Annotated in this window: 22 protein-coding genes and 3 pseudogenes; 8 read left to right on the top strand and 17 right to left on the bottom strand. The window is 54.4% G+C overall.

Annotation, left to right across the window (positions count from 1 at the left end; all coding sequences use genetic code 11):
- Window positions 1-101 precede the first annotated feature (101 nt).
- Window positions 102-2,243, bottom strand: coding sequence for a catalase HPII (gene katE / locus HBJ59_RS21180; protein ID WP_167664647.1), 2,142 nt, complete (start codon window positions 2,241-2,243; stop codon window positions 102-104).
- 268 nt (window positions 2,244-2,511) lie between these two features.
- On the opposite strand from katE, the gene HBJ59_RS21175 reads away from it, so the two are divergent.
- The 3 genes from HBJ59_RS21175 to HBJ59_RS21165 are packed head-to-tail and all read left to right on the top strand — an operon-like array spanning window position 2,512 to window position 5,018.
- A complete protein-coding gene (locus HBJ59_RS21175; protein ID WP_063033707.1) occupies window positions 2,512-3,519 on the top strand; it encodes a methionine ABC transporter ATP-binding protein in 1,008 nt (335 codons plus the stop codon).
- Window positions 3,519-4,193 carry a methionine ABC transporter permease gene (locus HBJ59_RS21170; RefSeq protein ID WP_063033708.1) on the top strand — a complete coding sequence of 225 codons (675 nt, stop codon included), beginning with the start codon at window positions 3,519-3,521 and terminating at the stop codon, window positions 4,191-4,193. The genes HBJ59_RS21175 and HBJ59_RS21170 overlap by 1 nt, the downstream gene beginning before the upstream one ends.
- Before the next feature lie 51 nt (window positions 4,194-4,244).
- Complete coding sequence (locus tag HBJ59_RS21165) at window positions 4,245-5,018, top strand: MetQ/NlpA family ABC transporter substrate-binding protein (protein ID WP_076013315.1); 774 nt, start codon at window positions 4,245-4,247, stop codon at window positions 5,016-5,018.
- 286 nt (window positions 5,019-5,304) lie between these two features.
- On the opposite strand, the gene HBJ59_RS21160 is transcribed toward HBJ59_RS21165, so the two are convergent.
- Genes HBJ59_RS21160 through HBJ59_RS21140 form a run of 5 tightly spaced genes read right to left on the bottom strand, consistent with a single transcriptional unit; the run spans window position 5,305 to window position 9,219 of the window.
- Window positions 5,305-5,940 carry an SCO family protein gene (locus tag HBJ59_RS21160; RefSeq protein WP_003214837.1) on the bottom strand — a complete coding sequence of 212 codons (636 nt, stop codon included), beginning with the start codon at window positions 5,938-5,940 and terminating at the stop codon, window positions 5,305-5,307.
- Window positions 5,937-6,836: a heme o synthase gene (cyoE, locus tag HBJ59_RS21155; protein ID WP_076013314.1), complete on the bottom strand. Its 900-nt coding sequence runs from the start codon at window positions 6,834-6,836 to the stop codon at window positions 5,937-5,939. The genes HBJ59_RS21160 and cyoE overlap by 4 nt, the downstream gene beginning before the upstream one ends.
- Complete coding sequence (locus tag HBJ59_RS21150; protein WP_167664646.1) at window positions 6,824-7,903, bottom strand: heme A synthase; 1,080 nt, start codon at window positions 7,901-7,903, stop codon at window positions 6,824-6,826. Before HBJ59_RS21150 ends, cyoE begins: the two co-directional genes overlap by 13 nt.
- 10 nt (window positions 7,904-7,913) lie before the next feature.
- Window positions 7,914-8,513: a hypothetical protein gene (locus HBJ59_RS21145; protein WP_167664645.1), complete on the bottom strand. Its 600-nt coding sequence runs from the start codon at window positions 8,511-8,513 to the stop codon at window positions 7,914-7,916.
- A complete protein-coding gene (locus HBJ59_RS21140) occupies window positions 8,479-9,219 on the bottom strand; it encodes an SURF1 family protein (RefSeq protein WP_167664644.1) in 741 nt (246 codons plus the stop codon). Before HBJ59_RS21140 ends, HBJ59_RS21145 begins: the two co-directional genes overlap by 35 nt.
- Before the next feature lie 84 nt (window positions 9,220-9,303).
- Here HBJ59_RS21140 and HBJ59_RS21135 point away from each other — a divergent pair, with 84 nt between their 5' ends.
- Complete coding sequence (locus tag HBJ59_RS21135; RefSeq protein WP_010168612.1) at window positions 9,304-9,507, top strand: twin transmembrane helix small protein; 204 nt, start codon at window positions 9,304-9,306, stop codon at window positions 9,505-9,507.
- A 6-nt stretch (window positions 9,508-9,513) separates the two neighbouring features.
- Here HBJ59_RS21135 and HBJ59_RS21130 read toward each other — a convergent pair whose 3' ends face one another.
- Genes HBJ59_RS21130 through coxB form a run of 4 tightly spaced genes read right to left on the bottom strand, consistent with a single transcriptional unit; the run spans window position 9,514 to window position 13,785 of the window.
- On the bottom strand, window positions 9,514-10,401 hold the full coding sequence (locus tag HBJ59_RS21130; protein WP_167664643.1) for a cytochrome c oxidase subunit 3: 888 nt from the start codon (window positions 10,399-10,401) through the stop codon (window positions 9,514-9,516).
- A gap of 35 nt (window positions 10,402-10,436) precedes the next feature.
- On the bottom strand, window positions 10,437-10,988 hold the full coding sequence (locus HBJ59_RS21125; RefSeq protein ID WP_076013311.1) for a cytochrome c oxidase assembly protein: 552 nt from the start codon (window positions 10,986-10,988) through the stop codon (window positions 10,437-10,439).
- Between the two features lie 21 nt (window positions 10,989-11,009).
- A complete protein-coding gene (ctaD, locus tag HBJ59_RS21120; RefSeq protein ID WP_076013310.1) occupies window positions 11,010-12,599 on the bottom strand; it encodes a cytochrome c oxidase subunit I in 1,590 nt (529 codons plus the stop codon).
- 58 nt (window positions 12,600-12,657) lie between these two features.
- Window positions 12,658-13,785, bottom strand: coding sequence for a cytochrome c oxidase subunit II (gene coxB / locus HBJ59_RS21115; RefSeq protein WP_076013309.1), 1,128 nt, complete (start codon window positions 13,783-13,785; stop codon window positions 12,658-12,660).
- Window positions 13,786-14,153: 368 nt separating this feature from the next.
- Here coxB and HBJ59_RS21110 point away from each other — a divergent pair, with 368 nt between their 5' ends.
- Window positions 14,154-14,801 (top strand): hypothetical protein, encoded by a 648-nt coding sequence (locus HBJ59_RS21110; protein ID WP_076013308.1) that lies wholly within the window; start codon window positions 14,154-14,156, stop codon window positions 14,799-14,801.
- A gap of 129 nt (window positions 14,802-14,930) precedes the next feature.
- Here HBJ59_RS21110 and HBJ59_RS21105 read toward each other — a convergent pair whose 3' ends face one another.
- From HBJ59_RS21105 to HBJ59_RS21095, 3 genes and pseudogenes are all read right to left on the bottom strand, one after another.
- Window positions 14,931-16,472, bottom strand: coding sequence for a SulP family inorganic anion transporter (locus tag HBJ59_RS21105; RefSeq protein WP_167664642.1), 1,542 nt, complete (start codon window positions 16,470-16,472; stop codon window positions 14,931-14,933).
- Window positions 16,473-16,557: 85 nt separating this feature from the next.
- Window positions 16,558-17,289, bottom strand: coding sequence for a carbonic anhydrase (locus HBJ59_RS21100; protein ID WP_076013306.1), 732 nt, complete (start codon window positions 17,287-17,289; stop codon window positions 16,558-16,560).
- Between the two features lie 197 nt (window positions 17,290-17,486).
- Window positions 17,487-18,323: pseudogene (locus HBJ59_RS21095) on the bottom strand (PA0069 family radical SAM protein); the annotation flags it as partial.
- Between the two features lie 38 nt (window positions 18,324-18,361).
- Between HBJ59_RS21095 and HBJ59_RS21090 the strand changes: the two are divergent.
- From HBJ59_RS21090 to HBJ59_RS21080, 3 genes are all read left to right on the top strand, one after another.
- The gene (locus HBJ59_RS21090) at window positions 18,362-19,984 is read left to right on the top strand and encodes a recombinase family protein (protein WP_167664641.1); all 1,623 of its coding nucleotides are present in this window, start codon (window positions 18,362-18,364) and stop codon (window positions 19,982-19,984) included.
- Window positions 19,985-20,358: 374 nt separating this feature from the next.
- Entirely contained in the window at window positions 20,359-20,724 is a 366-nt protein-coding gene (locus tag HBJ59_RS21085; protein ID WP_167664640.1) for a hypothetical protein, read from the top strand.
- 7 nt (window positions 20,725-20,731) lie between these two features.
- The gene (locus tag HBJ59_RS21080; RefSeq protein ID WP_167664639.1) at window positions 20,732-22,495 is read left to right on the top strand and encodes a relaxase/mobilization nuclease domain-containing protein; all 1,764 of its coding nucleotides are present in this window, start codon (window positions 20,732-20,734) and stop codon (window positions 22,493-22,495) included.
- Between the two features lie 32 nt (window positions 22,496-22,527).
- On the opposite strand, the gene HBJ59_RS21075 is transcribed toward HBJ59_RS21080, so the two are convergent.
- From HBJ59_RS21075 to HBJ59_RS21060, 4 genes and pseudogenes are all read right to left on the bottom strand, one after another.
- Entirely contained in the window at window positions 22,528-23,397 is an 870-nt protein-coding gene (locus HBJ59_RS21075) for a hypothetical protein (RefSeq protein WP_167664638.1), read from the bottom strand.
- A 1,102-nt stretch (window positions 23,398-24,499) separates the two neighbouring features.
- Window positions 24,500-25,216 (bottom strand): hypothetical protein, encoded by a 717-nt coding sequence (locus HBJ59_RS21070; RefSeq protein WP_167664637.1) that lies wholly within the window; start codon window positions 25,214-25,216, stop codon window positions 24,500-24,502.
- Between the two features lie 115 nt (window positions 25,217-25,331).
- Window positions 25,332-25,571, bottom strand: a pseudogene (locus HBJ59_RS21065) (radical SAM protein); the annotation flags it as partial.
- Between the two features lie 70 nt (window positions 25,572-25,641).
- Window positions 25,642-26,957 (bottom strand): annotated as a pseudogene (locus HBJ59_RS21060) (c-type cytochrome).
- Between the last annotated feature and the right edge of the window lie 6 nt (window positions 26,958-26,963).

The raw sequence follows: 26,963 nt of genomic DNA, 5'->3' as shown, positions 1-26,963 counted from the left end.
AGCAAGCCCGCTCCCACATTTAACCGAGTTCCACCTTTGGAATGCGGTCAAATGTGGGAGCGGGCTTGCTCGCGAAGGCGGTCTAACAAACAACCGATAACTTAAGCCGGAACAGCTTTAGCCTTCGGCTCCCGATCCCAGACCCGATGCTGGGCAATCGCCGCAAAAAACGCCTTCAACGCCTTCGCATCGCCGCCCACTATCAGCCCCGCATCCGCCTCAAGCTTCAGCACATCCAGCAACTGCTTCGCCTCACCGGCCAAGGCAATCGCCTTCAGGTGCTTGTACGCCTCCAGCAGGTAATGCAAAGCAACGCCGTCGCCACTCAGTGCCTGCACCGACTTGGCCCCGCCCGGCACAAACACCGCATCGAACGCCACTGACGGCAAACCTTCCATTGACGCATCCACCGGCAGACTCTTGCCATCTGCCGTCGTCACCGGTGCCGATGTCGGCCCGAGCAGCTTCGCGTGCGCACCCTCGGCTTCCAGCGCCGCCTTCAAGGCAGCAATCGCCGCACCATCAACGCCGTTCGCGGCCAGAATCGCCACCTTGCGAGTCTTGATATCACCCGACAACAAGTTGGCCTGGCTCAACGCTGGCGAACGTTCCGGAGACGTCTTGCGCTCCGGCACGGTGCCTTTCTTCGGCGCCGGCAAGCCCAGGTTCTGCGCCACGCGCTTGGCCAGCTCCAGGTCGATGTTGGCGAGGATCTCGTTCACCTGCCGCGCCCGGATGAATTCACGCTCCACCTTGCCCAGCTCGAAGCTGTAGGCCGCAATGATGTGCTCCTGCTCGTGCTTGCTCATGCTGCGGAAAAACAACCGCGCCTGGGAGAAGTGATCACCGAACGACTCGCTGCGCTCACGGACCTTGTGGGCGTCGACTCGCTCCGGATAGGTCTCAAAACCGCCGTCTTCGGCAGCAGGCGGCGTCTCTTTCGGCCAGCCGCCATCAATCGAATTCGGCTCGTAGGACGCACGCCCCTTGTCGATGGTGGTGCGATGCATCGCATCGCGCTGGCCATTATGAAACGGCGCGACCGGACGGTTGATCGGCAGCTCGTGAAAGTTCGGCCCACCCAGTCGGCTGATCTGCGTGTCGGTGTAGGAAAACAACCGGCCCTGAAGCAGCGGGTCATTGGAGAAGTCGATGCCCGGCACGATATGCCCTGGGCAAAACGCCACCTGCTCGACCTCGGCAAAGAAGTTGTCCGGGTTGCGGTTGAGCACCATCTTGCCCAGCGGCGTGATCGGCACCAGCTCTTCGGGAATCAGTTTGGTCGGGTCGAGAATGTCGAAGTCGAACTTATGCTCGTCTTCTTCGGCGATGATCTGCACGCCCAATTCCCATTCCGGGTAATCGCCGCTTTCAATGGATTCCCAGAGGTCGCGCCGGTGGAAATCAGTGTCTTTGCCCGCCAGCTTCTGCGCCTCGTCCCACACCAGGGAACAAGTGCCGACTGTCGGCCGCCAATGGAATTTGACGAAGTTGGATTTCCCCTCGGCATTCACCAAACGGAAGGTATGCACGCCAAAACCCTGCATGGTCCGCAGGCTTTTCGGAATCGCCCGGTCAGACATGGCCCAGATCACCATATGCGCCGACTCTGGCTGCAGCGAAACAAAATCCCAGAACGTATCGTGGGCCGAGCCGCCTGTAGGAATCTCGTTATGCGGCTCAGGTTTTACCGCATGCACGAAGTCAGGAAACTTGATCGCGTCCTGAATGAAAAACACCGGCATGTTGTTACCCACCAAGTCGAAGTTGCCCTCGTCGGTGAAGAACTTCACGGCAAAGCCACGCACGTCACGCACGGTGTCACCCGAGCCGCGAGGGCCCTGCACCGTGGAGAAACGCGCAAATACCGGGGTTTTGTGTTCGGGGTTACGCAGGAACCCGGCCTTGGTCAGCGCCGAATGGTTTTCATAGGTCTGGAAATAACCATGGGCACCGGTACCCCGGGCATGAACGATACGCTCCGGGATGCGCTCATGGTCAAAGTGCGTGATTTTTTCACGCATGATGAAGTCTTCCAGCAGCGAAGGACCACGGGAACCGACCTTCAAGCTGTTCTGGTTGTCGGAAACCTTCACGCCCTGGTTGGTACGCAGCGCCTGGCCGGTAGCGTCGGAGCGAAATGTTTCCAGGCTTTGCAGCTTGGCGTTGGTATTGCCACGGTCCAGAGTGTCGGTACCCGCAAGTTCGCTCTTGGGCGGGGTGACTGGCTTTTTAGTGCTCATCAGACAAAAACTCCTCGTTTGCGTAGGCCAGAGCGATCCCCGGCTCTTCTTGAGCAAAACCCCAGGCACGGCACCTGGGAATTTCGAGTTGCTTATGTAGTGACTGACACGGTTTTGTACCGTTCCTTTTTTATGACCTTTGATCGCGTTATTGCCAAATCGCTGGTCGGATGAGAAATAAATGCTAAGAAACGCTATACGGACAGGCTAAAATGCGCGCCCGGCTAACCGCTGATCCCTTTTTAATGCGCCCCACAAGGTTCGCTACGTGATCGAGTTTCATAACGTCCATAAAACCTACCGGGTCGCCGGTAAGGATATCCCCGCACTGCATTCCACCAACCTGCGCGTCGAAAATGGCCAGGTGTTTGGTCTGATCGGCCATTCCGGTGCGGGAAAAAGTACTTTGCTGCGCCTGATCAATCGCCTGGAAGAACCCAGCGGCGGCCAGATCAAGGTCGATGACGAAGAAGTCACCGCCCTCGACGCCAACGGCCTGCGCCGTTTCCGGCAACAGGTCGGGATGATCTTCCAGCACTTCAACCTGCTGGCCTCCAAGACCGTGGCCGACAACGTGGCGCTGCCGCTGACCCTCGCGGGCGAACTTTCCCGCAAGGAGATCGACCTGCGCGTGGCCGAACTGCTGGCCCGGGTCGGCCTGTCCGACCATGCCAAGAAGTACCCGGCGCAGCTGTCCGGCGGCCAGAAGCAGCGCGTCGGCATCGCCCGCGCCCTGGCCACCAAGCCAAAGATCCTGCTGTGCGACGAAGCCACCAGCGCCCTCGACCCGCAGACCACCGCCTCGGTGCTGCAACTGCTGGCCGAGATCAACCGTGAGCTGAAGCTGACCATCGTGCTGATCACCCATGAAATGGACGTGATCCGCCGGGTCTGCGACCACGTGGCCGTGATGGACGCGGGCGTGATCGTCGAGCAAGGCACCGTCGCCGACGTGTTCCTGCACCCCAAGCACCCGACCACCAAGCGTTTCGTGCAAGAGTCCGAGCAGGTAGACGAAGGCGAGCAGCGTGATGACTTCGCTCACGTACCAGGCCGCATCGTGCGCCTGACGTTCCAGGGCGAAGCGACCTACGCACCGCTGCTGGGTACCGTCGCCCGTGAAACGGGTGTGGACTACAGCATCCTGGCCGGTCGTATCGACCGCATCAAAGACATTCCCTACGGGCAACTGACCCTCGCCGTCACCGGTGGTGACATGGAGGCCGCGTTCGCCGCCTTCACCGCCGCAGACGTCCACATGGAGGTGCTGCGCTAATGGAAATCTTCTTGAGCTTTTTCTCGAACATCGACTGGTCCGAAATCCTGTTGGCCACCGGCGACACCATGACCATGCTGTTCGGCTCGCTGCTGTTCACCGTGTTGTTGGGCCTGCCGCTGGGCGTGCTGCTGTTCCTGTGCAGCCCGCGCCAGCTGTTCGAACAAAAAGGCCTGTACGCGATGCTGTCGCTGATCGTGAACATCCTGCGTTCGCTGCCGTTCATTATTCTGCTGATCGTGATGATTCCGTTCACGGTGCTGATCACCGGCACCTCGCTGGGTGTTGCCGGTGCGATTCCGCCGCTGGTGGTGGGGGCCACGCCGTTCTTTGCACGCCTGGTGGAAACCGCACTGCGTGAAGTGGACCGCGGGATTATCGAAGCGACCCAGGCCATGGGCGCCACTACCCGGCAGATCATCACCAACGCCTTGCTGCCCGAAGCCCGCCCCGGCATCTTCGCGGCGATTACGGTGACGGCGATTACACTGGTTTCCTACACGGCCATGGCTGGTGTGGTGGGTGCTGGTGGCCTGGGTGACCTGGCGATCCGCTTCGGTTATCAACGCTTCCAGACCGATGTGATGGTGGTCACCGTGGTGCTGCTGTTGATCCTGGTACAAATTCTGCAAACCGTCGGCGACAAGCTGGTGGTGCACTTTTCTCGAAAATAACGGCTATTGCCGGCGCGAAGCCGGCCAATTCCCGAACAAGGAGCTTGTTGAATGAAAAAACTACTGGTTGCTTTCGCCGCCGTTGCCGCGTTCTCCGCCCACGCCGCCGAAACCCTGACCGTGGCCGCATCCCCGGTGCCCCACGCTGAAATCCTCGAATTCGTGAAGCCGGTTCTGGCTAAAGAAGGCGTGGATTTGCAGGTCAAAGTCTTCACCGACTACGTCCAGCCAAACGTACAGGTTGCCGAAAAACGCCTGGACGCCAACTTCTTCCAGCACCAGCCGTACCTGGATGAATTCAACAAAGCCAAGGGCACTCACCTGGTGAGCGTCGGCGCTGTTCACGTCGAGCCTTTGGGCGCCTACTCCAGCAAATACAAAACCCTGGCCGAACTGCCAAGCGGTGCCAACGTCGTGATCCCGAACGACGCCACCAACGGCGGCCGTGCGCTGTTGCTGCTGGCCAACAACAAGCTGATCACCCTGAAGGACCCGACCAACATCCTGTCGACCATCAAGGACATCACTGAAAACCCGAAAAACCTGAAGTTCCGCGAGCTGGAAGCCGCCACCCTGCCGCGCGTGCTGACCCAGGTCGACCTGGCGCTGATCAACACCAACTACGCGCTGGAAGCCAAGCTGGACCCGTCCAAGGACGCACTGGCCATCGAAGGCAAAGACTCGCCTTACGTGAACATCCTGGTGACCCGCGAAGACAACAAAGATTCGGATGCGGTGAAGAAGCTGGTAGCAGCCCTGCACACCCCGGAAGTGAAAGCATTCATTGCCGAGAAGTACAAAGGCGCGATTCTGCCGGCGTTCTGATTCAGGGCCGAAACCCCGATCGATCGTTCCCACGCTCTGCGTGGGAATGCATCCTGTGACGCTCCGCGTCACGACCTCAAAAGCGGACGCAGAGCGTCCAGAGCGGCATTCCCACGCAGAGCGTGGGAACGATCTAATCTAAATGCCGTGCACATAACCAATGTGGGAGCGGGCTTGCTCGCGAAGGCGGTGGTTCAGTCGATACATCTGTTGACTGACACACCGCCTTCGCGAGCAAGCCCGCTCCCACATTTGATTTGTGTCGCTCAGGAAATGGTCGGCAGGCTTATTTACGCTGCAACAACCCCGGAAACTGCGCCACCAGCTTCTGGTTGTTCAACGGCGCCCGGATAAACCCGCGTTGCGTTCCATCCGGCCCGATCAGCGCGAGGTTGCCGCTGTGGTCGACGGTGTAGTTGGGCTTGCTGGTGTCCGCCGGAATAAACGGAATGCTTACCGCATTGGACACTTTCTGCACATCGTCCACATTCGCGCCGGTCAGGCCCTCGAACTGTGGATCGAAGTAGCCCAGATACTGCTTGAGTTGCGCCGGCGTATCACGGTTCGGGTCAACGCTGACCAGGATCACCTGCAACTTATCCACAACGTCTTTAGGCAGCTCGCTCTTGATCTGGCGCAGTTGGGCGAGGGTGGTCGGGCAGATGTCCGGGCAGAAGGTGTAGCCGAAGAACAGCACGCTCCACTTGCCTTTCAACTCATTGACCACCACCGGCTGGCCGTCCTGGTTGGTCATGGTCACCGGCGGCAACTGGCGGCTTTGCGGCAGCAGGATGATGCCTGCATCGATCAAGGCAGTCGGGTCGCCCTGGCCTTTGCCGCTCAGTACTTTGTTGACGGTCAGGCCCATGATCAACGCGACAATGGCCACCAGAATGAAGACAGTTTTTTGAGTTCGAGTCATAGGTTCAACAATAGGTAATGGTCTACGAGCAGGGCGATAAACAGCGCGAACAAGTACCAGATAGAGTACTTGAAGGTGTTGATCGCCGCGTGCGGCCGACTGCCACGGTACAGCACCCAGGCCCATTGCAGAAAGCGTCCGCCCAGAACCAGCGCGCACACCAGGTACAGCACGCCGCTCATATGGATGACATACGGCATCAGACTGACCGCCAGCAGGGCAAAGGTGTAGAGCAGGATATGCACCTTGGTGTAGTGCTCGCCGTGGGTCACCGGCAGCATCGGGATGTCGGCCTTGGCGTATTCCTCCTTGCGGTGAATCGCCAGGGCCCAGAAGTGTGGCGGAGTCCAGGCGAAGATGATCAGCACCAGCAGCAACGGTTCGGCGCTGACGTGGCCAGTGACGGCAACCCAACCCAGCAACGGCGGCGCGGCACCGGCAAGGCCGCCGATGACGATGTTCTGCGGCGTCGCACGTTTGAGGAAACCGGTGTAGATCACGGCGTAGCCCAACAGCGAAGCCAGGGTCAGCCAGGCGGCCAGCGGATTGGTAAACGCCAGCAACAACGCCAGCCCGGCCACCGCCAGCACCATCGCGAAAACAAGCGCCGCCACAGGCGATACGCGCCCTTGCGCCAGCGGACGTTTATGGGTGCGCGCCATCAGCGCATCGATGCGCCGATCCACCACATGGTTCACCGCCGCCGCGCCACCGGCACACAGGGCGATGCCCAGATTGCCGAAAATCAGCACCGGCCAAGGCACTCCGGCGCGGGTGGCGAGGAACATACCCACCAGCGAGGTGATGAGCATCAGCACCACCACTTTTGGCTTGGTCAGCTCAAGATAGTCACGCCAGATCGCCTGGCTATGACGCTCGCCGATCAAGGTCGCCATGGCATCTCTCCTTTTAGGGTCATGAGGCCCGACACGTGTTTACGCGGGCTGAAGCGCCAGCCGAACGGCAACTGATGCCGCACCCGGACCAGGCTGGTGCGGGCGTGGTAATTGACCAGCACAAGCGTCAGCAGCAACGCCGCGCCGCCGGCGTTATGCGCAACGGCAACCGGCAGCGGCAGGTGAAAGTACACGTTGCTCAAGCCCAGGCAGATTTGCGCCGCCAGGGCGATCAACAACAGGCCGGCCAAGCGGGTCATGCCGACCACCTTGAGTTGCCAGGCGAGGCCCAGCAGTACGACGGTGACCAGCAGCGCGCCAATTCGGTGGGTGAGATGAATCGCCGTGCGCGCATCACTGTCCAGTTGCCCGCCGAGGTAATTGGGGCCGATATGCTGGGTCAGGTGAAAACCATTGGCAAAATCCGCCGCCGGCCACCACTGCCCGTGACAGGTCGGCAGGTCGATACAGGCCACGGCCGCGTAGTTGGAGCTGACCCAACCGCCCAGGGCAATCTGGCCGATCACCAGCACCAGCCCGGCCGTCGCCCAATATTGCAAACGCCTGGGCACGATCAGCGCCGGCAGCACGCCGGACAACCGCAGCGTCAGAAGGAACAGCAGGCTCAGCGTCGCAAACCCGCCCAATAAATGCCCGGTGACCACTTGCGGCCAGAGCTTCAGCGTCACCGTCCACATGCCAAACGCCGCCTGGGCAAACACCACCGCGAGCAGGAACAACGGCAACTTCAATGGCTGCCCCGGATGACGCCGATGAGTCCAGGCGCGCGCTGCCAGCAGCACGATCAGCAGGCCGAGGGCGCCGGCGAAATAACGGTGGGTCATCTCGTTCCAGCCTTTGTCTGCCTCGACCGGCGTGTCCGGGTAATGCAGTTCGGCATGGGCCAGCTGGGCTTCGCTTTTTGGCACGCTGATAAAGCCATAACAACCCGGCCAATCCGGGCAACCGAGGCCCGCGTGTGTCAGGCGGGTATAAGCACCCAGCAGCACCACGATCAAGGCCAGCAGGGTGGCAAACAGCGCGAGGCGAAATCCAGGTTTGGCCATGACGGTGTCCTTATCCGATGTTCGACAGTTTCAACAGCAGGCGCAGGTCGTTGAGCAGGTCCTTGCCCTTGACCCGGGCGTCGTAGCGCAGCACCAGGTTGCCGTGGGGGTCGACGATCCACAGCTGGGCATCGCCGCGGCCTTGGGCGGCGGCGTCTTTGTTGAAGGTCGACAGGTCCAGGGAATAACGTTGCAGTTGCGGGTATTCGGCCTTGAGCTTGGCGTCATACGCAGTGTTCACCGGCTGCGCGCTGGCCAGGGCGTGGCTGGCACGAGAGGCATCGCGACCCAGGCCGATTTGCAGCTGGCGAGCCAGGTAAACCAGTTGCTGGCAGTCGGCGGCGCAGGCAGTGGGCGCGGTCACCAGCAGTTGCCAGCGATCTTCATCGGCCTGCACGCCGATGTCGGCGCGAGTCTGCCCATTGCCGATCATCTCGCCGTGGTAGCTGCGGTTGTCCGGTACCCAGAACTGCAACTTGTACATGAAGGTGGCGAGCACCATCGGGCCGATCACCATCAGCAGGATCAGAATCAGTTGCCAGCGGCCCTTGCGACGGTTGGGCGCTGTTGGCGCGTCAGACATGTTGAGTGGATTCATGGCCGCTCCCATGGCGCTTCTCCTTTGTGTTGTGCCATCCGAGGTAGAGGTAAAGACCGAACAGCGCCAGCGCCATGGCGAACCATTGCACGGCGTAGCCCAGGTGTTTTTCCGGGCCCATGGCGACCACAGGCCAATTGGTTTCATAGGTTGCCGGTCCCGCTTCGGCCCTGACTTCATAGGCGAATCCGCTGCGACCCAACTCTGCCCAAAGCGCTTCGGGATGCAGGGCAGTCAGCAATCGCGGCCACTGTGCGCCCGCTGGATCGGCATGCAGCTGGAAGGTCTCGCCCGGGGCCACATAGACCCAGGCGTCGAGATTCAGCGGTTGTTCGGGGGTATTGAAAACGGGCGGTGTGCGCCGGTCCGGCCAAGGCAGCCAGCCTCGATTGAGCAACAGCCACTGCCCGCTGGCCTGATCGTGGAACGGTTGCAGCACCTCCACACCGACCTTGCCGTCACGAAAGCGGTTATCCAGCAGCACGCTGTGGTCGGCATCGAATTGCCCGCGCAAATGCACGCGGCGGAAGGCAGGATCTTCGGTGGCCTGTAATTGCGTACTGCTCATGGGCTCGGCAGCGCGGCGCTCGGCGTAGGTTTCCAGCAGCGCCTGTTTTTCCTGGCCGCGGGACAGCTGCCAGAAGCCGAGAAACACCATCAGCGGCAGTAGCACAAGCACCACCAGCGTCGGCGCAATACCGGGGCGAAAGGGTTTCATGGCATTGCCGCAGAGGTCGGTGCTGCGCTGGCTATACTGAATCTCATTGCTCGCCCCCTCCAAAAAAAAGCCCCGGAGCCCACCATGCTCAAAGCAGCCATTGCCCTGATGCTGATTGCTACCGTCGTGAGCCTGTTCAGTGGCTTGTTCTTCCTGGTCAAGGACGAGGGCAACTCCAATCGCCTCGTCACTGCCTTGACCGTGCGTGTGGTGCTGGCCGTGATCACCCTGGGTTTGATCACCTGGGGTTTCTTCAGCGGCCAGCTGGTGTCTCATGCGCCTTGGTGAACGACCTCAAAGCACGTAAACGAAGAAAAACAACCCGATCCACACCACGTCCACAAAGTGCCAATACCAACTGGCCGCCTCGAAACCGAACTGGTGTTCGTCATTGAAATGCCCCTTCAGGATGCGCATCAGCATCACAAACAAAATGATGGTGCCGATGGTCACGTGGGCGCCGTGAAACCCCGTGAGCATGAAGAAGGTCGCGCCGTACACGCCGGAACCGAGGGTCAGGCCCAACTCTTTATAAGCGTGGATGTATTCCTCGGCCTGGAACCCGAGGAACGCCCAACCCAGCAACACGGTGATCGCCAGCCAGATCTTCAGCGCGCCGCGATGGCCTTTGCGCAAGGCGTGGTGGGCGATGGTGATGGTCACGCTGGAACTGACCAGCAAGATCGTGTTGATCAGCGGCAAGCCCCAGGGGCTGATGGTGCCCTTGGGCGCAGGGAACAGTTTCGGGTCAGGATTGTTCAGCAGCGGCCAGACGAATTCGAAGTTCGGCCACAGCATGTGGGCAACGCCTTTTGAGCCTTCTCCCGCCAGCCAGGGCGCCGACATGTGCCGCACATAGAACAGTGCGCCGAAGAACGCGATGAAGAACATCACTTCGGAGAAGATGAACCAGGTCATGCCCCAGCGAAAGGAGCGGTCCATCTGTGAACTGTACAAACCGGCGCGGCTTTCCTTGATCACCGCGCCGAACCAGCCAAACATCATGTAGGCCAGCAGCAAGCCGCCGACGAAAAAGATCAGCGGTCCGTGGGATTCCGGGCGCGCGGCCTTCAGATCGTTAAACCAGGTAGCCAGCCCGACCACCGTAATCAGCATGCCCAGCGTGGCAATTATTGGCCATTTGCTTTGTGCCGGTACGTAGTACGTATCATGAGTCGACATGTATTCGTTCTCCTAATCGAGCCCGCAAGCAACGCCTAGCCGCCGGTATGGACAGCCACGGGCGGTTGGCGCGCGGTGATATCGAACAGCGTGTACGCCAGGGTCAAATGCTTCACATCCTTCGGCATGTCGCGGTCGACAATGAAGCGCACCGGCATTTCTATGCGCTGACCTGGCTGTAGCACTTGCTGGGTGAAGCAAAAACACTCGGTCTTGTGGAAGTACATCGCCGCCTCGGCGGGCGAAATGCTTGGCACCGCCTGGGCGGTCATCGGCTTGTCGGTGGGGTTGTAGGCCACGAACAGCATCTCGGTGACCGCGCCGGGATTGACTACCACCTCGTCGGCCTTGGAGTGGAACTCCCAGACCATATCGATGGCATTGGTGGACAGGAACTGCACCCGCACCTGGCGCGTCGGGTCCACCACCTGCTCGCCTTCGTACTGCCCGGCAGTCTTGCCATTGATGCCGAACGCCCTGCACATCACGTCGTAGATCGGCACCAGGGCAAAGCCGAAGGCGAACATCGCCACCACCAGGATCAGCAGCCGCGTGACCAGGCGCTTGATAGGCACGGACTCAAGCATGGTCGTCTCCCGTCAGGGTGTTCATTTGACCTCCGGCGGCGTGGTGAAGGTGTGGTACGGCGCAGGCGAAGGGATGCTCCACTCCAGCCCTTCTGCGCCATCCCACGGCTTGGCCGGTGCAGGCTTACCGCCACGAATGCACTTGATGACGATGAACAGGAAGAAGATCTGCGTCGCACCAAAGGTAAAGGCACCGATGGAGGAGACCATGTTGAAATCGGCGAACTGCAGGTTGTAGTCCGGCACCCGACGCGGCATGCCGGCAAGTCCTACAAAGTGCATCGGGAAGAACGCCATGTTCATCCCGACGAACGACAGCCAGAAGTGCAGCTTGCCCAGGGTTTCGTCGTACATGTGGCCGGTCCATTTCGGCAGCCAGTAGTAGGCCGAGGCGAAGATCCCGAAGATCGCGCCAGGCACCAGTACGTAATGGAAGTGCGCTACCACGAAGTAGGTGTCGTGGTACTGGAAGTCCGCCGGAGCGATGGCCAGCATCAGCCCGGAAAAGCCGCCGATGGTGAACAAAATCACGAAGGCCACCGCGAACAGCATCGGCGTCTCGAAGGTCAGCGAGCCTTGCCACATGGTGCTGACCCAGTTGAACACCTTCACACCCGTGGGTACCGCGATCAGCAGCGTGGCGTACATGAAGAACAACTCGCCCACCAGCGGGATGCCCACCACAAACATGTGGTGCGCCCACACGATGAACGACAGGAACGCGATGCTCGCCGTGGCGTACACCATCGAGGTGTAGCCGAACAGCGGCTTGCGCGAGAAGGTCGGGATGATCGAGCTGACGGCACCGAAGGCCGGCAGGATCATGATGTACACCTCAGGGTGCCCGAAGAACCAGAACACATGCTGGAACAACACCGGGTCACCCCCACCGGCGGCACTGAAGAAGCTGGTGCCGAAGTGGATGTCCATCAGCATCATGGTCACGCAACCTGCCAGCACCGGCATCACCGCGATCAGCAGGAACGCGGTGATCAGCCAGGTCCAGACGAACAGCGGCATTTTCATCAGGGTCATGCCAGGGGCACGCAGGTTGAGGATGGTGGCGATGACGTTGATCGCGCCCATGATCGAGCTGATACCCATCAGGTGGATGGCGAAGATGAAGAAGGTCACGCTTTCCGGCGCGTAGGTGGTAGAGAGCGGAGCGTAGAAGGTCCAGCCGAAGTTCGGCCCGCCACCGGGCATGAACAGCGTGGACACCAGCATCAGGAACGCCGCCGGCAACAGCCAGAAACTGAAGTTGTTCATACGCGGAAGGGCCATGTCGGGCGCGCCGATCATCAACGGGATCATCCAGTTGGCCAGGCCGACAAACGCCGGCATCACCGCACCAAACACCATCACCAGGCCGTGCATGGTGGTCATCTGGTTGAAGAACGCCGGCTCCACGATCTGCAAGCCCGGTTGGAACAGCTCGGCGCGGATCACCATGGCGAACGAGCCGCCAAGCAGGAACATGGCAAAGCTGAACCACAGGTACATGGTCCCGATGTCTTTGTGGTTGGTGGTCAGCACCCAACGCATCAGGCCCTTGGCGGGGCCGTGAGCGTGCTCTCCGGCATGACCATGGTCATCGATCACAGCGCTCATGGCCTTTCTCCTGCGAACGAGTGGGCGGGACGGTTCAGGGAATACGCAATGAAGGAAGTCATTTGCTTTGCGCCTGTTTCAGAGCCAGCACGTCTTTAGGAGTGACCATGTCGCCTTTGTTGTTGCCCCAGGCGTTACGTTCGTAGGTCACGACCGCCGCGATATCGACTTCCGACAGTTGCTTGCCGAACGCCGCCATGGCGGTGCCGGGTTTGCCGAAGTACACGCGGTGCAGGTGGTCTTCCTTGGGCCCGACGGCAATCGGCGAGCCTTTGAGCGCCGGGAACATCGGCGGCAGGCCCTGGCCTTCAGCCTGGTGACAGGCCACGCAAGTGGTGTGGTAAACCTTGTCGCCACGGGCCACCAGCTCATCCAGGGTCCATTCCTTGGAGGTCAACTCCTTGAGCTTGGCGGCTTCTGCCTTACGCTCGCCGAGCCAGGTGTCGTAGTCCGCCTTGGACTTGACCTCCACGACGATCGGCATGAAACCATGGTCTTTGCCGCACAGCTCGGCGCACTGGCCACGATAGATGCCTGGCTTCTCGACCCGGGTCCACGCCTCGTTGACGAAGCCTGGGATCGCATCACGCTTGACCGCAAACGCGGGCACCCACCAGGAGTGGATCACGTCGGCGGCGGTCACCAGGAAGCGCACCTTGGCGCCCACCGGCAGCACCAGCGGCTGGTCGACTTCCAACAGGTAATGTTCGCCTTTGACGGCCTGGTTATGGATCTGCTCGGCGGGCGTAGCCAGGTTGCTGAAGAACTCGACGTCCTGGCCCAGGTATTTGTAATGCCACTTCCACTGGTAGCCGGTGACCTGGATATCGATATCCGATTCCGTACTGTCGTAGATGTTGATCAGCGTCTTGGTGGCCGGAATGGCCATCGCCACCAGGATCAGCAAGGGCACCACGGTCCATAGAATCTCCACCGTCGTACTCTCGTGAAACTTGGCCGCCACTTGGCCCGTTGAGCGCCGGTGAACAATCATCGACCAAAACATCGCGCCAAACACAACGATGCCAATCGCCACACAAATCCAGAAAATGGTCATGTGCAGGTCAAACACGGCGTGACTGACTTCAGTGGCCCCTGGTGCCATATTCGTTGTCCAGGCGGCTTGCGCCTGGCTGAATACTGACCACAACAGTAGGCCCATCCAAACATGTGGATGTCGCGTCATTGCGGGTTCCCCTTATCGTTCTTGTTATCCCGCCGGTTTGCACCTGCGACCAAGGGAGCGGCTTCCATACTGCTTACAACCGCCAAGCCTTGCCTGCTAATGCAGTCGGGCGTCATCAGCTAATTGCGTACAAAACCGAGTATAGACAGCGACCGCCACCCCGCAATGTGATCGGGCAAATGAACGAAAATGAGGAAACAGACCACACAACAAGACCGATGGAGCCCGTTATCCGACGAACGATGGCGATTTGATATAACGACAGCGCATAACCATGAAATAATTATGACAAATGTGTCTTAGGCGCTCGTATAAACGAGCTACCTTATCCTCTCCCTATTTCCTACGCCTGCATCACTGGAGCTTTCATGAACACCGCCGCTTTGCGCGAGCAGATTTCCCGTGCCCATCAACACGAATCCAGCACTGGCCAGCTTGCTCAGCAGCTGGAAGTCCAGTTACCGCACCTGCACCCGGCGATTGCCCTGCCGGACGTTGACGCCAAGGGCGTGATGACGCGCTTTGTCAGCGCCTACATTGACCAGGTCCCGGATTTGCTGGATGCGGCCAATGATGTTGCCCGTGAAGCCGGTATTGAAAGCCAGATCAAACCGGTGCTGAAAATCGCCGAGCATTTCTTCCTGCAGCCGCCAGCGATCCTGGCCGGGCATGAAGGCCTGGACGGTTTGCTGGACGAGGCCTACCTGGCTCATCGCCTGGTGGAAGAGGTCAACGATCTGTATATCAAGCACTTCGGCCAGCCGTTGATTCCGCTGGATACCACGGTGGCGAACGTGATTGCTCACCAATTGATCGGCGAGACCTTTGCCAATCAGCTGGATGAAGCGGTGCACCACGCGGTGGATGAGATGCTCAACGAAGAAAGCTTTGCGCTGGAGTCGGTCGAAGCGTACCGCGACAAGCTCAAGAGCCCGGACACGGAAGCGGCGTGGAAGCGCTGGCCGTGCCTGTCACGGCAGTTGGGGGTTGGGTTGGAGCTGGATCAGCCGGCCTGATTTTTATCGCTGACGCAGATTCACTGTAGGAGCGAGCTTGCTCGCGAAGGACGTCAACGATAACGCGGGCATTCTGAATGCACGCGGCGTGCTGAAGTTTTTCGCGAGCAAGCTCGCTCCTACAGAAGGTCACAACGCAGCCGAGCCTATTCCGGTCGTCGTTCTTACCCGTCCTTCCAACCTGCGCTTCAACCCCCGCGCCTCGATCATCAGCTTCGAGCCCTTGGCCGAGTTGGCCCGACCCCATTCTTCCAGCAATTCCAGGCAGGAGTGGTCGATGTAACTCAGGTTATTGAGTGGCACATGCAAGGTGGTCCCGGCGGGTACCGTCGACAGCACCTGGGTCAATGCCGGCACCTTGAGAAAGGTCCCAGCCCCCGTTAATCGCAACTCCATCTCGCCATCCTGTGGCAGGTCGACCAGGCTGATTTTCAAGCGTGAAGCCTTGAACGCCAGCTTGACCAGGGTCAGCCCGAAGCCCACCAACACACCCGTCAACAAGTCGGTGAAGATGATCGCCAGGGCCGTCGCTGCGTAGGTAAACATCGGCATCCGCCCGTAACGCGCCAGGCCACGAAACGCCTTCATGTCCACCAGCTTGATCCCGGTGTACACCAGTACACCCGCCAGGCTCGCCACCGGAATGCTTTGCAGCACACTGGACAGCAACAGCACGAACGCCAGCAGCCACAACCCGTGGAACATCGCCGACAAGCGCGTGGTAGCGCCGGCCTGGACGTTGGCCGAGCTGCGCACGATCACGCCAGTCATCGGCAGGGCGCCGACCAGGCCACACAGCATGTTGCCCACGCCTTGTGCCGACAGTTCCTTGTCGAAATCGGAACGCTGGCCACTGTGCATACGATCAACGGCTGCTGCCGAAAGCAGCGTTTCAGCGCTGGCGATAAACGCCACGGCAAAAGCGGCGATCAGCAGGTTGGGATCGGCCAGGTTCAGCAGGTCGCTGGGGCGCAGCCAGTCAATGGCGTCCGCCAGGTTTTCCGGCACTTCCACACGCTTGACCTGCAATGCCAGCACCAGGCTGGTGACCGTCGCCAAACCCACGCCGAGCAAGGCGCCGGGCACAAAGCGCAGTTTTTGCGGACGGAACTTGTCCCACAGCCACATCACCAGAATCGTCGACAGCCCGAGCAGGCCCGCCTGCCAGCCAAGCCCGCCGCCCAGTGTAGGTATCGCCTGAATCAACGCGGCGGGAAAGCCGGCGAGGTTATCCAGCCCGGAGGGTTTTGGCACACCGTCGAGCATCACATGGACCTGCGACAGGACAATCAGCACGCCAATCCCCGCCAGCATCCCGTAGACCACCGCAGGCGCCGTAACTCGAAACCAGCAGCCCAAGCGCAAACGCCCGGCCACCAACTGCAGGAAGCCCGCCAACAACAGGATCGGCCCGAGCATGGCCATGCCATGCTGGCGCACCAGTTCGAACACCAGCACCGCCAAGCCCGCGGCCGGGCCACTGACTTGCAGCGGCGACCCCGCCAACCAACCCACCACAAGCCCACCGATGATCCCGGTGATCAGGCCTTTGGCAGGTGGCATCCCTGACGCGATTGCGATCCCCATGCACAGCGGCAGGGCGACCAGAAACACAACCACGGAGGCCAGCAGCTCCCGTGGCAGCACAGCTTTTAATTGAGCAGCACGCATGATGACTCTCCCGAGGCATTTACCGGGCGTAGCAACGCCTGGCTGCTCGAATGGCAGCCATCGCGTTACCCGACAGGGGATTGTTTTAGAAGCGCGCTTTAGGCGTCGCGGACGGGATCGGCTGAGTACCGTTCAACGGCAGGAACGCCGCCTGATCCGCATCGTAGGCCCTGATCTCGCTGGTCTCGATGTCGTAGACCCAGCCATGGATAAACAGATGCCCATTGGCCATGCGCGAGGCCACCGACGGGTGAGTGCGCAGGTGCTGCAACTGGGCGATCACGTTTTCTTCGGTCAACACGTGCATGCTTTCGTGTTCGTTGGCGCAGTCACAGTTGTCCTGGACCATGGTCTTGGCGACCTCGGCGTGGCGCAGCCAAGCCTTTACCGTGGGCATTTTTTCCAGGCTTTGAGGGTTGAGCACTGCGCGCATGGCGCCGCAGTCGGAGTGGCCACAAATGATGATGTGCTGCACGCCAAGAGCCAGTACCGCGTACTCGATGGCCGTGGAAACACCGCCGTTCATCTGCCCATAAGGCGGCACGACGTTGCCGACGTTACGGGTCACAAACAAATCCCCGGGAGAGCTTTGGGTGATCAGTTCGGGAACGATGCGCGAATCTGCGCAGGTAATGAACATCGCTCGTGGGCTCTGGGCCGTGGCGAGTTTTTTGAAGAGTTCTTCCTGCTGCGGAAAGATCTCGTTATGGAAATGCAAAAAGCCTTCAACGATGTGCTGCAGCGCTGCATCGGCGGACTCCGCCTCGTGAGGGGCTGAAGCCGACGCAGCCAACGGCTGTTTATCCTTGTCACTCATGATTCATCCTCTTGGTTGGAGCAGGGGCGTTTTCCAGTGTGGTTGGCGCCCAAACCGAAGCGCCGACTCATTAGTCACTCGATGAACAAGGTACCCGCCGAAACTTAACTCAAACTGAATGAACCGCTCTAGATCGGGGCTTTCAGTGATGTCAAAACGCGACTATTCCTACAAGGCCGTGCGCTTTACCCAGCAGTTTACAATAATGCCATCTGCCTGCCAGGCGGACAAAACGCGGTGCAATCCAGATTAAACCCTTCCCGGCGATTGAGCCCCAATCGTTTGATCGCCTTGGCGAAACGTTGCGCCAACAGATCGGCAAACGGCCCTTCGCCACGCATGCGTACCCCGAAGCGACTGTCATAGACCTCACCACCGCGCACCTGCCGCACCAGGCTCATCACATGGGCCGCGCGCTGCGGGTAGTGGGCCGCCAGCCATTCTTCAAATAGCGGCGCAACCTCCAGGGGCAGGCGCAGCATCATGTACGCCGCATTTTGTGCGCCAGCGGCATGCGCCTCGGTCAGCAAACTTTCCAGCTCGCTGTCGTTGATCATCGGAATCATCGGTGAACACAACACGCCGACCGGGATTCCCGCCTCACGCATCACCCGAATCGCCCTCAGCCGCGCCTTGGGCGCAGCCGTACGCGGTTCCAGGATGCGCTTGAGCTCGTCGTCCAGGCTCGTGAGGCTGATCATCACCGCCACCAGCCGCTGCTGCGCCAGCTCGGTCAGCAGGTCGAGGTCCCGCAGAATCAGCGAGCCCTTGGTGATGATCGTCACCGGGTGACGATAGCGCAGCAGCACTTCGAGGGTTTGGCGGGTGATCTTGTACTCGCGTTCGATAGGCTGGTACGGGTCGGTGTTGGAGCCCAGGTTGATCGGCGCGCAGGTGTAGCCCGGCTTCGACAGTTGCTGCTCCAGCACGTCGGCGGCGTTGGTCTTGGCGATCAGCTTGGTTTCGAAATCCAGCCCCGGTGACAGGTCCCAATAGGCGTGACTGGGCCGCGCGTAGCAGTAGATACAGACATGCTACGCTATACGTTCCATAGTCTCTGGCTGTTCAAAAAATGACCAAAAAATGTTATCCCTACGTTCGATTCTCATCTAAACGTCAAGAGGATGGCAGCACCAGAACACGCCAGAATGAGCTTATAGACGCTTTCGTGTCCAAGCATGGCTTGGAGGTAGATCGACACCTTGAAGACGCTGGAACGTCTGCATACCACGGTAAAAATGCCAGTGCTGAGGGGGTGCTCGGTCAGTTTCTTCAAGAAGTCAGAAAAGGTGCAATTGAGCGAGGTTCATACCTGCTCATTGAAAACTTCGACCGCCTGTCAAGAGACAAGATGGTTCGTAGTAATAAGATTTTTACAGACCTTTTATTTTCCGGTATCAAGATTGTCATCCTTGATAGAAATAAGGTCTATGACGCAGATAACCTTGATGTCGGCGACTGGATTAATGCACAAGTAGAGTTTGCACGAGCTAACGCAGAGAGTAAGCGGAAAAGCGATTTTTCAAGCAAGGCTTGGAAAGATAATCGTGAAAAAATGCGTGATGGTGAAATCGTCACTAAAAAAGTTCCGACGTGGTTAAAAGTTGAAAATAACACCTTCATAATTGACGAGGAAAAAGTAGAAAGAATTAGAACACTCTTCAAACTTTCTTTGTCAAAAGGCCTACAAGAAGCAACCAAAGAATATAATCAGCTATTCATTGATAAAATTGCCATTCATCAAGCTCAGTATCTATTGAGCAATAGAAAGCTTATCGGAGAGCATAGCCCGCAAAAAATCCATTATGACGAAAATGGAAAGCTCATAAGAAAAGATGAAGGGGAACCAATCCCTAACTATTACCCAGCCGTTATTGATGAAGAGCTTTTTTTAAAAGCTCAGTCAGTCATAAAGTCAAGAAAGCCTTTCTCCGGCAGATACTCAAATCAACGATATAACGTCTTTCGTGACCTTATCTATTGCAAGTGGTGTGGTGGAACCATTAGATATATGAATAAAGGAGAAAGGGACTATTTCATTTGCACAAACTCGATGACCGGCAAATGTGATTTGAATAGCCATTTTGGTCAGCAATCCATTCGCGGCAAAAAACTTTTCAATATGTTTTTTCGCTTCACCGATGGAATAAATATCGGCACATTATTAGAAGAAAACTCCAATGCCGACGAAGTCAAAAACTCGATTATGAAGTTGGAGAACAACAGAAACAAAATCAACATTAGGCTTCATGATTTCAAATCTAAAATCAAAGCAATGATTATGGACGGCGAAGCCATTTCAGAAACTTACAATGAAATAATTATTGAATTAGAAACCTCCACTACCAGCATTGATGTAGAAATCGAAGACAAGAAAAAAGAGCTTGAACAAATTTTCTCACATTTTAAATCATTCTATGACTTAAAAGATATTGATATTGAAAAAATCATTTATGACAAAACAGAGGAAGCAGTAGCGAAACGAGTTTCCTACAACAATGAATTGAAGAATATCATAAACCATATTCGCATTGACTTCTTAGATACAGTAATGGAAATAGAGTTCACTAACAAAATCGTGAGGCTTGTTGGTGGTGATGGGAACGTTCTTGAATACGAAAAAGACTTTGTCCCCCCCGATGATTTCACAACCATCTATAACTATGACAAGGACTATATAAATCCAGACGCCTAGATTTTCACCAGATTGCTTTTTAAGGCTACCTTTAAGGTGGCCTTTTTTATTCCTATACCTTTCCTATACCAGTCCTAGGCAGTCTCCTAGGTAGCTTCCTAGGCACATCATCAAGAACTATTGTTCCTATACACTATTGAAAACTTTAAAACTTGAGTTAGCATAATAATATGAAGTCAAGAAAAAGAAGGCGAGCAATGGGAATGTATAGGAAAAAACTTCGTTTTTATCCTACCGTTCAAAAGTCTTCGACATTTTTCACTTACTTCCCTACTCGATTTTCTGCACTTCGTTTGAAAATATAAAAGCAAAATCAGGTAGCTGCAATGCCTTCGGTCATTCCAGAAAAACACAAACCAACCACGAGGATAACTATGAGTAAGAAAAAAAGAAATGGTGAGCAATTCAATATTAGGATTTCAGCAGAAGCAAAAGAACAGATTGTAGAAAATGCGAAACGTCTAGATATTAGCCAAGCAAAGTATATTGAACAGCTAGCATTAAACGGCTGCAAGATTATAGAAATTAGGAATGATGAGTTTGTTCGATACATGGAACAGCAAGAAGCAAATTTGAGAATGCTTGGCAATAACTTAAATCAAATAGCTGCCGCAATAAACTCTGGAAAAGCCAATATGGCAAATGAGAATATATCGGTTTTCGAGAAAGCTAAAAAAGCATTTGATAGATATTATTTGATGATTGAACAGAATACGCAAAAAATCGAACTAACAAAATAAGGACAATATGATAAGGAAGAAACTTAGCACGCAGAAAAGTAAAGGGGAGACACAGAACACACTGGGGTATGGTTTAAAAAAATCTATTCTCATAGATAGCAACAGACTTCAAACCGGAACAACGCAAGAGTTCATTGAGTTCTTAGCGAAGAAAATTGATAAATCTTGTAAAGGAAAACAGAAAAATACCAGCTTTCACGAAATGGTATCTTTTGACTCATCCGATAAAATCACACCCGAACAAGCCCTTGACATAGTAAAAGAACTTTATTCAGATACTCACGGGTTAAACCGTGAGCACGCTTTTGCTGTTCATATAGACACTAAACAAATCCACGTTCACTTTATCTGGGCACCGAGAGATTTCAATAACAAGATTTACAACCAAGTTGATGATTACAGAATTATCGAAGATAAACTGACCGAACTTGAACACAAACACAATCTATTCAAAGTCGAAAACAGAAAGTCTTTAAATCCTGATTTAGAAACAAACGCACCAGAGAGCAGCAAAGAAAAAGCTCTTGAAGTGAGAGGTATAAAATCCCATAAGAAAGCATTCAAAGAAGAAATTGAAATTGCTTTTAAAGACGCACTCACAACGACGGCTTTCCTTGCTAATCTTCACAAGCAAGGCTTTGACATTATCCCAAATGGACCAAACGCCTATTCATTAGAGAAAGAAGGCCAAGTATTCAAGGCCAGTGAGTTGGGTGTTCAGCACTCGAAACTAAAAAACAAGCTTCAAGAGAAACATCAGTTCCATGAATTGATGGAGCACTATTCAAAGAAAGCTCGTAGATATAATGAGGAATTAAACCTAACTACAAATGAAGATGTTGAATTTCTTAAAAAGAATAAATTCAAAACGGTTCTAGACAAGAAGTTCACACACCAAGAGGTCGGAGGTAACGTTGAGCACTTCTTTAAAAACTCCACCAGCCAGAAATCTTTTGAATATCATAAAGACCCTTCAAAAGTTACATTTCAAGATTTATCAAGGGACAGCATTAAAGCTGGGCTTCAACGTTTAACAACTGACATGAAGAAGCCGGGGCCGCTCTACGTGAATGGGCCAGACTATGCAAAGAAAAAAATGTGGATGGAGTTCAAGATGATGAACCTTGAAGACAAGGGTTTCACATTATCAGGATATAAACCTACGCAACAAGACTTAAATGAGCTTGAACAAAGAAAAGCTGACTATCAATTACAAGCTCAAAAATGGAAGGCAAAGAAGGCCGTAGAAGAGCCTAAACCAGTCGAACCGGTCATTGTTCCGCCTGTCATGCCTACACCCGCTCAAACCACACCAGAGAAGCCAGCAGAGCCTACAACACAGATTGAGCAAGAAAAGGTTACGTCAGCCAATGAAGGCTTGATTGATGACTTGCACGATATGTTCGGGCCATCCATAGCTATCCCAGCCGCACAAACTCCTGAGCATCAAGAGGAACTTATCGCCGCACATGTTAAACATGTAGAGACTGATTTTCATATATTTATTGATGAAATGCATAACAAGCATGACAGCTACAAAGAAATTGAAATATTGAAGTATGTTCTAGATGCGTTAGAGGAAAATGGAAATGTTATAGCTGACGCAGCTCTTTACTTTGATATTACTGAAAAGATTGACCAGTTGGATGACGATGAGCGTGAGATATGTTCAGCCTATATTCAAAAATTAATTGATGATGACGGCTCAGGTGCTCCGATTGATGGGGAATTAAAACAAACGAACAAAAGAAAATTAAAATTTAAAATGTAAAAATAATGCCCGTCAGGGCTTTTTTCTCTACGTTAAAATGGCAGCTCTTCATCACATAACGATAAGTCATCAGCGATGTCTTTTTCTTTTGGCTCAGGCAATGGTTTGCCTCTTCTTTTTTCAAATTCAATTTCATACCCTGCTAGCTCACGCCCATTTTTAATTGGCTTTGCACTTTTCAAAAAACCAATGCTTATTAGTTGTTCGTGAGATTTTTTTATGGTTTTTAATACCTCCTTTCTATCATATCCCTCGGAGTTCAATCGTTTCATTATGTTTTCAATTTTAAACTCTACGGCGTTTTCATATTTATTCGTAAAATAGAACATGTAAAGCATTTTTGCATAGTCGCCACTTATATCTTTGAATTGGTCAAGTTGAAGGTTAAAAATTAAGTCCGGGTCATGCTTGTAAAAGTTTTCGAAAAACTTGCTAAAAGTAATTTTTATCTCATCTCTATTTTCTTCGTTTTCCTCAACGTGGGTCAGTAAATGACATTTGTAGGTTTTAGAGCCGTATGAAAACTTCAAGTAGAAATCAAGCATATTATCAAGCGACTGCCTTAATTTCTCTATGTATACTTTTTTATTACTCGGGTGAACCTTGTGGAACTTCATGAACTGATTGAGGTTGATTGTGAATGAAAGCTTTTCGGATTTTATCTTTTTTTGAAGAATGTAATAGAACACATCAAAATCAAAGCCAACAGACAAAGGGTAGAAACGCATTTCAACATTTTTAAAACCATAAAGGCTTTCAATCTTTAACTCCGTTCGTTTGCGTTCGCCATTTTTAATTGACTGAAATATCGGCAGGTGAAGGATTGATTTGGCAAACGTCATGTATGCATCTTGTGCGTAAATCTTTTTTTTGGTTTCAAACTGGTTAAATATCAGCTCCATTGAGGCTCCTTTTGTTGTTTTGTTACTACTATCTAATCATAGATTTGGAGCAAGTCAATAGAATAACGAACACCTAGTATTTTAATGTTACATATAACGACCACCTTATACTTCATAGAACGCCCCCCTTATCACCATATAACGCCCCCCCTATCTGCATATAACGACCCCCTTATGCACCTGAAAATCTGCCTATTCTCAACCTAAAACAGCCCCCTTAAATACTCTTAATTACTTTTAAATACTTTTACAATCAAAATCAAAAGCCATGCCCCGTTCGGGGCGAAAAGTCAAAAGCATCTGGGAAAGGCGAACGAAGTTCGTAGATTTGAGTAGCGGAGCGAAGCAAATCATAAAACGAAGTTTTTCCAGTGCTTTACTACCGTGTGCGTAACACTTTGAAAATTATAAACCCCTTGCCCTATCGGGTTGAACTGGGAATAAAGTCAAAAGCATCTGGTAGCTTCGCTTTTAGAAAAGCAACGAAATGCTTTGAAAAATACAGCTCACGCAAATAGCGTTTTTAGAGTGTGGAAGCGTTTAACGCTACCCTAATATCAATTAATTGAAATACTGAGTTTTATGGTAGTTTTTGTAATTTGTGCTTTATTTTGAAATCGAGTGGTAGGGTTTGAAAATTATCATTCTCGTAGGTGGCCTACCCCCCACGTTTTTTGATGAAATCAAACTGGGAGCGATTTTTAAGTGTGTCGATGATTTTTATTCGGGTGGTTAGTTGCAAAATGTAATTAAGCAAAATGCGAATAGGGTTGACCGGCAAATGTGAATAAGGTCGGACTATAAGTTTATTTTTGTTTTGCTATTGACAATGTTTCTTGCCGTATTTAAGCCATTATTTGATAGCCGGAAAAATTGAAATATCAATAATTTGTCATGAAATTATAAAATATTTTGGAATTTCTTTTTGAAAAAGCATTTTAATGCTTGCAGAGTGAAGATGAGTTCTTAGGTCGAAGAAGACCTGTTTTTGGTTTAGCACTAATTTCACTTATAAATTATATGTGCTCAACTTTTACACTTGAACAAGTTCAAGCATAAAAATTGAGCTTGCCGGGTATAAGGCCAACCGCACCAATATCGGCTATTGATTTGGAGCATTGTAAATTACGTTCAACATTTCCCATGCTTCGGAAAAGCCAAACAAGTCAATTGCCTTATCTTTATTTGTCTCATACGGCCATTCTTGATAGCGTGACAGGACGCTTTTACCCGATTTTAGTTGAGCAATAAGCATCTCTATTTGCTTATCTGTGTATCCACTTTCGGCAGTAGCCGATATAGGGGCATTTTGGTCTACCCGGAGAGTAATATTAGACGAAGGAAAATGGTCATTACCTACGCTTATAAAGTGCGAACCATTTTTCCATATACCGATGGAAACACTATCCTTACCGATTGCACACCAGTGCGTGTCATCCATCCCGTCTTTCTTACACCTAGTGCTCCAATTCGTCACATGTAGGTCTTTGATAGTGTCTAATGTGCTTTTTTTATCACCTTGAATAGTGCCGCTACCGTCGCTGTAATAGATGCGATACTTTATGCCTTTGTAAATACCAGTCTCCGTGCGAAGCCGTTCGTTGGTGCTCAAATTTTTATAATTCATCCCTACACGGCATTTAATTTGTCCCCCATCAAACAGTGGGACATTCCTTTTTATAAGTTCATCAACGTCTACTATTGGTAGTTTTTTCTGATAGCCACTGTCGTATTCAGTCTTTGGACATACCACGTCTGCCGAAGCATGTTGACCCAGCATCATTAAAAATAGAATTTTTGCTAAAAAATCAACTTTCATTTATCACCCTTCCATGTGGGACATTACTAAGCATAACGATTGCGGATATTAGCATACTGTCCTAATGCCATAATTCTAACAAAATATTCTAAATACAAAATGCGGCACTATTCACATAGCATATCCAGCCATGTTCGCAGCCGCGATACGGATTGATTGCCCGATCAAACGGGATATCCGGCGAGCTGTTGCGGGTGATGATGGTTTTCGCGGTTTCGATACGGACTTCGGTGCCCTGGGTCTGTGGCACTTCCTGATACCAGCCGTCGTCTTCCGCCACGCTGACGGTGGGCGCAAAACGGTTGTGCAGGTTGGTGGCCGTGCCGCGCCCGCGAGGCGGCAGAGGAGTAGACATGAAAGCGCCTCTATACTGTTTTTTTATACAGTATAGAGGCGCAAGGTTTCTGACCAGTGCCGTTGGGCGGTCAACCTCCAATCAATGCTTGGAGGTCACCTGGCCGAGGTCATCGCCGGAGGTGGTCTGCATATCATTTTTGCGCAGGTTCGCCACCTCACTGGCTTTCACCGGCTCGCCTTTGTTACCCCAACTGCCCCGAATGAAACTGACGACATCCGCCACTTCCTGATCCGACAAACGCCAGGCAAACGCCGGCATGGTGAAGGTCGAAGGCGCGGTGTGGGTCGCCGGCAACGTACCGCCGCTCAACACAATATTGATCAACGACGTGGCATCCGCCGTCTGCAACACCGGATTGCCCGCCAGCGCCGGGAATACCCGGGTGTAGCCATGGCCGTCAGTGCGGTGGCACGCCGCGCAGTTGTCGATATACACCGATGCCCCGGGCTTGCTGTCATCGCCTTTCCACAGCGCGTCGGCGACCTGCTTGTCGTACTGGTGCGGCTGATCCTTGGGATCCACCGCCGGCAGGCTCTTGAGATAGCGGGCGATAGCCGTCAGGTCATCTTGCGACATGTACTGCATGCTGTGGACCACAACGTCGCTCATGCCGCCAAACACCGCGCTGCGATCACTGCGACCGGTCTTGAGGAATTGCACCAGTTGGTCTTCGCTCCAGCTACCCAGGCCGTCCTTGTGGTCGCCCCGCAGGCTTTTGGCAATCCAACCTTCCAGCGGTGCACTGCCGGACAAGAAAGCGCTGCCGTCCGACGCACTCAGGGATTTTTCCTGCATGGTCAGCGCCCGTGGCGTGTGGCAGGCGCCGCAGTGGCCAAGGCCTTCTACCAGATACGCGCCACGGGTGATCACGGGGTCTGCGCCCGCCTGAGCCTGATAGTCCTCAACCTTGGGCGCGAACATCCAGCGCCACCCAGTCAACGGCCAGCGCATGCTCAACGGCCAGGGAATGTCGCTGTCCTTGTTCACCTGCGCCACCGGCTCCACGCCCTTCATGAAGTACGCGTACAGCGCCTGCATATCGCTTTCGCTGACGCGCGCGTAAGACGGGTAGGGCATCGCCGGGTAAAGCGTACTACCGTTCTTGGCGACGCCATGGCGCACGGCCTGGTCGAAGTCTTCGAAGCTGTAGTCGCCCAGGCCGGTTTTATCCGGGGTGATGTTGGTGGAGTAAATGGTGCCGATCGGGGTTTCCATCGGCAGGCCGCCGGCGAACGGCTTGCCGCCCTTGGCGGTGTGGCAGGCCACGCAGTCACCGGCGCGCGCCAGGTATTCGCCCTGTTTGACCAGGTCGGTTTCAGCCGCACTGACCGAGCAACTGCTGATCAAGGCGAGGGAGGCAATCACAAATGCTTTCATGGTCATCGCTCC

Origin of the sequence: Pseudomonas sp. AN3A02 (assembly GCF_011765255.1) — a bacterium.
Classification (GTDB): Bacteria; Pseudomonadota; Gammaproteobacteria; order Pseudomonadales; family Pseudomonadaceae; genus Aquipseudomonas.
The sequence above is the reverse complement of the archived record's forward strand: the minus strand, read 5'-3'. Positions and strand labels throughout refer to the sequence as shown.

What these genes read in the sequence shown, in the direction of transcription:
- HBJ59_RS21075 (WP_167664638.1), bottom strand. Translation starts at nt 23,397, where the DNA reads ATGGAGCTGATATTTAACCAGTTTGAAACCAAAAAAAAGATTTACGCA.
- HBJ59_RS21150 (WP_167664646.1), bottom strand. Translation starts at nt 7,903, where the DNA reads ATGGCCAAACCTGGATTTCGCCTCGCGCTGTTTGCCACCCTGCTGGCC.
- HBJ59_RS21100 (WP_076013306.1), bottom strand. Translation starts at nt 17,289, where the DNA reads ATGAGTGACAAGGATAAACAGCCGTTGGCTGCGTCGGCTTCAGCCCCT.
- HBJ59_RS21135 (WP_010168612.1), top strand. Translation starts at nt 9,304, where the DNA reads ATGCTCAAAGCAGCCATTGCCCTGATGCTGATTGCTACCGTCGTGAGC.
- HBJ59_RS21130 (WP_167664643.1), bottom strand. Translation starts at nt 10,401, where the DNA reads ATGTCGACTCATGATACGTACTACGTACCGGCACAAAGCAAATGGCCA.
- ctaD (WP_076013310.1), bottom strand. Translation starts at nt 12,599, where the DNA reads ATGAGCGCTGTGATCGATGACCATGGTCATGCCGGAGAGCACGCTCAC.
- HBJ59_RS21145 (WP_167664645.1), bottom strand. Translation starts at nt 8,513, where the DNA reads ATGGGAGCGGCCATGAATCCACTCAACATGTCTGACGCGCCAACAGCG.
- katE (WP_167664647.1), bottom strand. Translation starts at nt 2,243, where the DNA reads ATGAGCACTAAAAAGCCAGTCACCCCGCCCAAGAGCGAACTTGCGGGT.
- HBJ59_RS21070 (WP_167664637.1), bottom strand. Translation starts at nt 25,216, where the DNA reads ATGAAAGTTGATTTTTTAGCAAAAATTCTATTTTTAATGATGCTGGGT.
- cyoE (WP_076013314.1), bottom strand. Translation starts at nt 6,836, where the DNA reads ATGGCGACCTTGATCGGCGAGCGTCATAGCCAGGCGATCTGGCGTGAC.
- HBJ59_RS21085 (WP_167664640.1), top strand. Translation starts at nt 20,359, where the DNA reads ATGAGTAAGAAAAAAAGAAATGGTGAGCAATTCAATATTAGGATTTCA.
- HBJ59_RS21165 (WP_076013315.1), top strand. Translation starts at nt 4,245, where the DNA reads ATGAAAAAACTACTGGTTGCTTTCGCCGCCGTTGCCGCGTTCTCCGCC.
- coxB (WP_076013309.1), bottom strand. Translation starts at nt 13,785, where the DNA reads ATGACGCGACATCCACATGTTTGGATGGGCCTACTGTTGTGGTCAGTA.
- HBJ59_RS21080 (WP_167664639.1), top strand. Translation starts at nt 20,732, where the DNA reads ATGATAAGGAAGAAACTTAGCACGCAGAAAAGTAAAGGGGAGACACAG.
- HBJ59_RS21105 (WP_167664642.1), bottom strand. Translation starts at nt 16,472, where the DNA reads ATGCGTGCTGCTCAATTAAAAGCTGTGCTGCCACGGGAGCTGCTGGCC.
- HBJ59_RS21125 (WP_076013311.1), bottom strand. Translation starts at nt 10,988, where the DNA reads ATGCTTGAGTCCGTGCCTATCAAGCGCCTGGTCACGCGGCTGCTGATC.
- HBJ59_RS21140 (WP_167664644.1), bottom strand. Translation starts at nt 9,219, where the DNA reads ATGAAACCCTTTCGCCCCGGTATTGCGCCGACGCTGGTGGTGCTTGTG.
- HBJ59_RS21160 (WP_003214837.1), bottom strand. Translation starts at nt 5,940, where the DNA reads ATGACTCGAACTCAAAAAACTGTCTTCATTCTGGTGGCCATTGTCGCG.
- HBJ59_RS21090 (WP_167664641.1), top strand. Translation starts at nt 18,362, where the DNA reads ATGACCAAAAAATGTTATCCCTACGTTCGATTCTCATCTAAACGTCAA.
- HBJ59_RS21170 (WP_063033708.1), top strand. Translation starts at nt 3,519, where the DNA reads ATGGAAATCTTCTTGAGCTTTTTCTCGAACATCGACTGGTCCGAAATC.
- HBJ59_RS21110 (WP_076013308.1), top strand. Translation starts at nt 14,154, where the DNA reads ATGAACACCGCCGCTTTGCGCGAGCAGATTTCCCGTGCCCATCAACAC.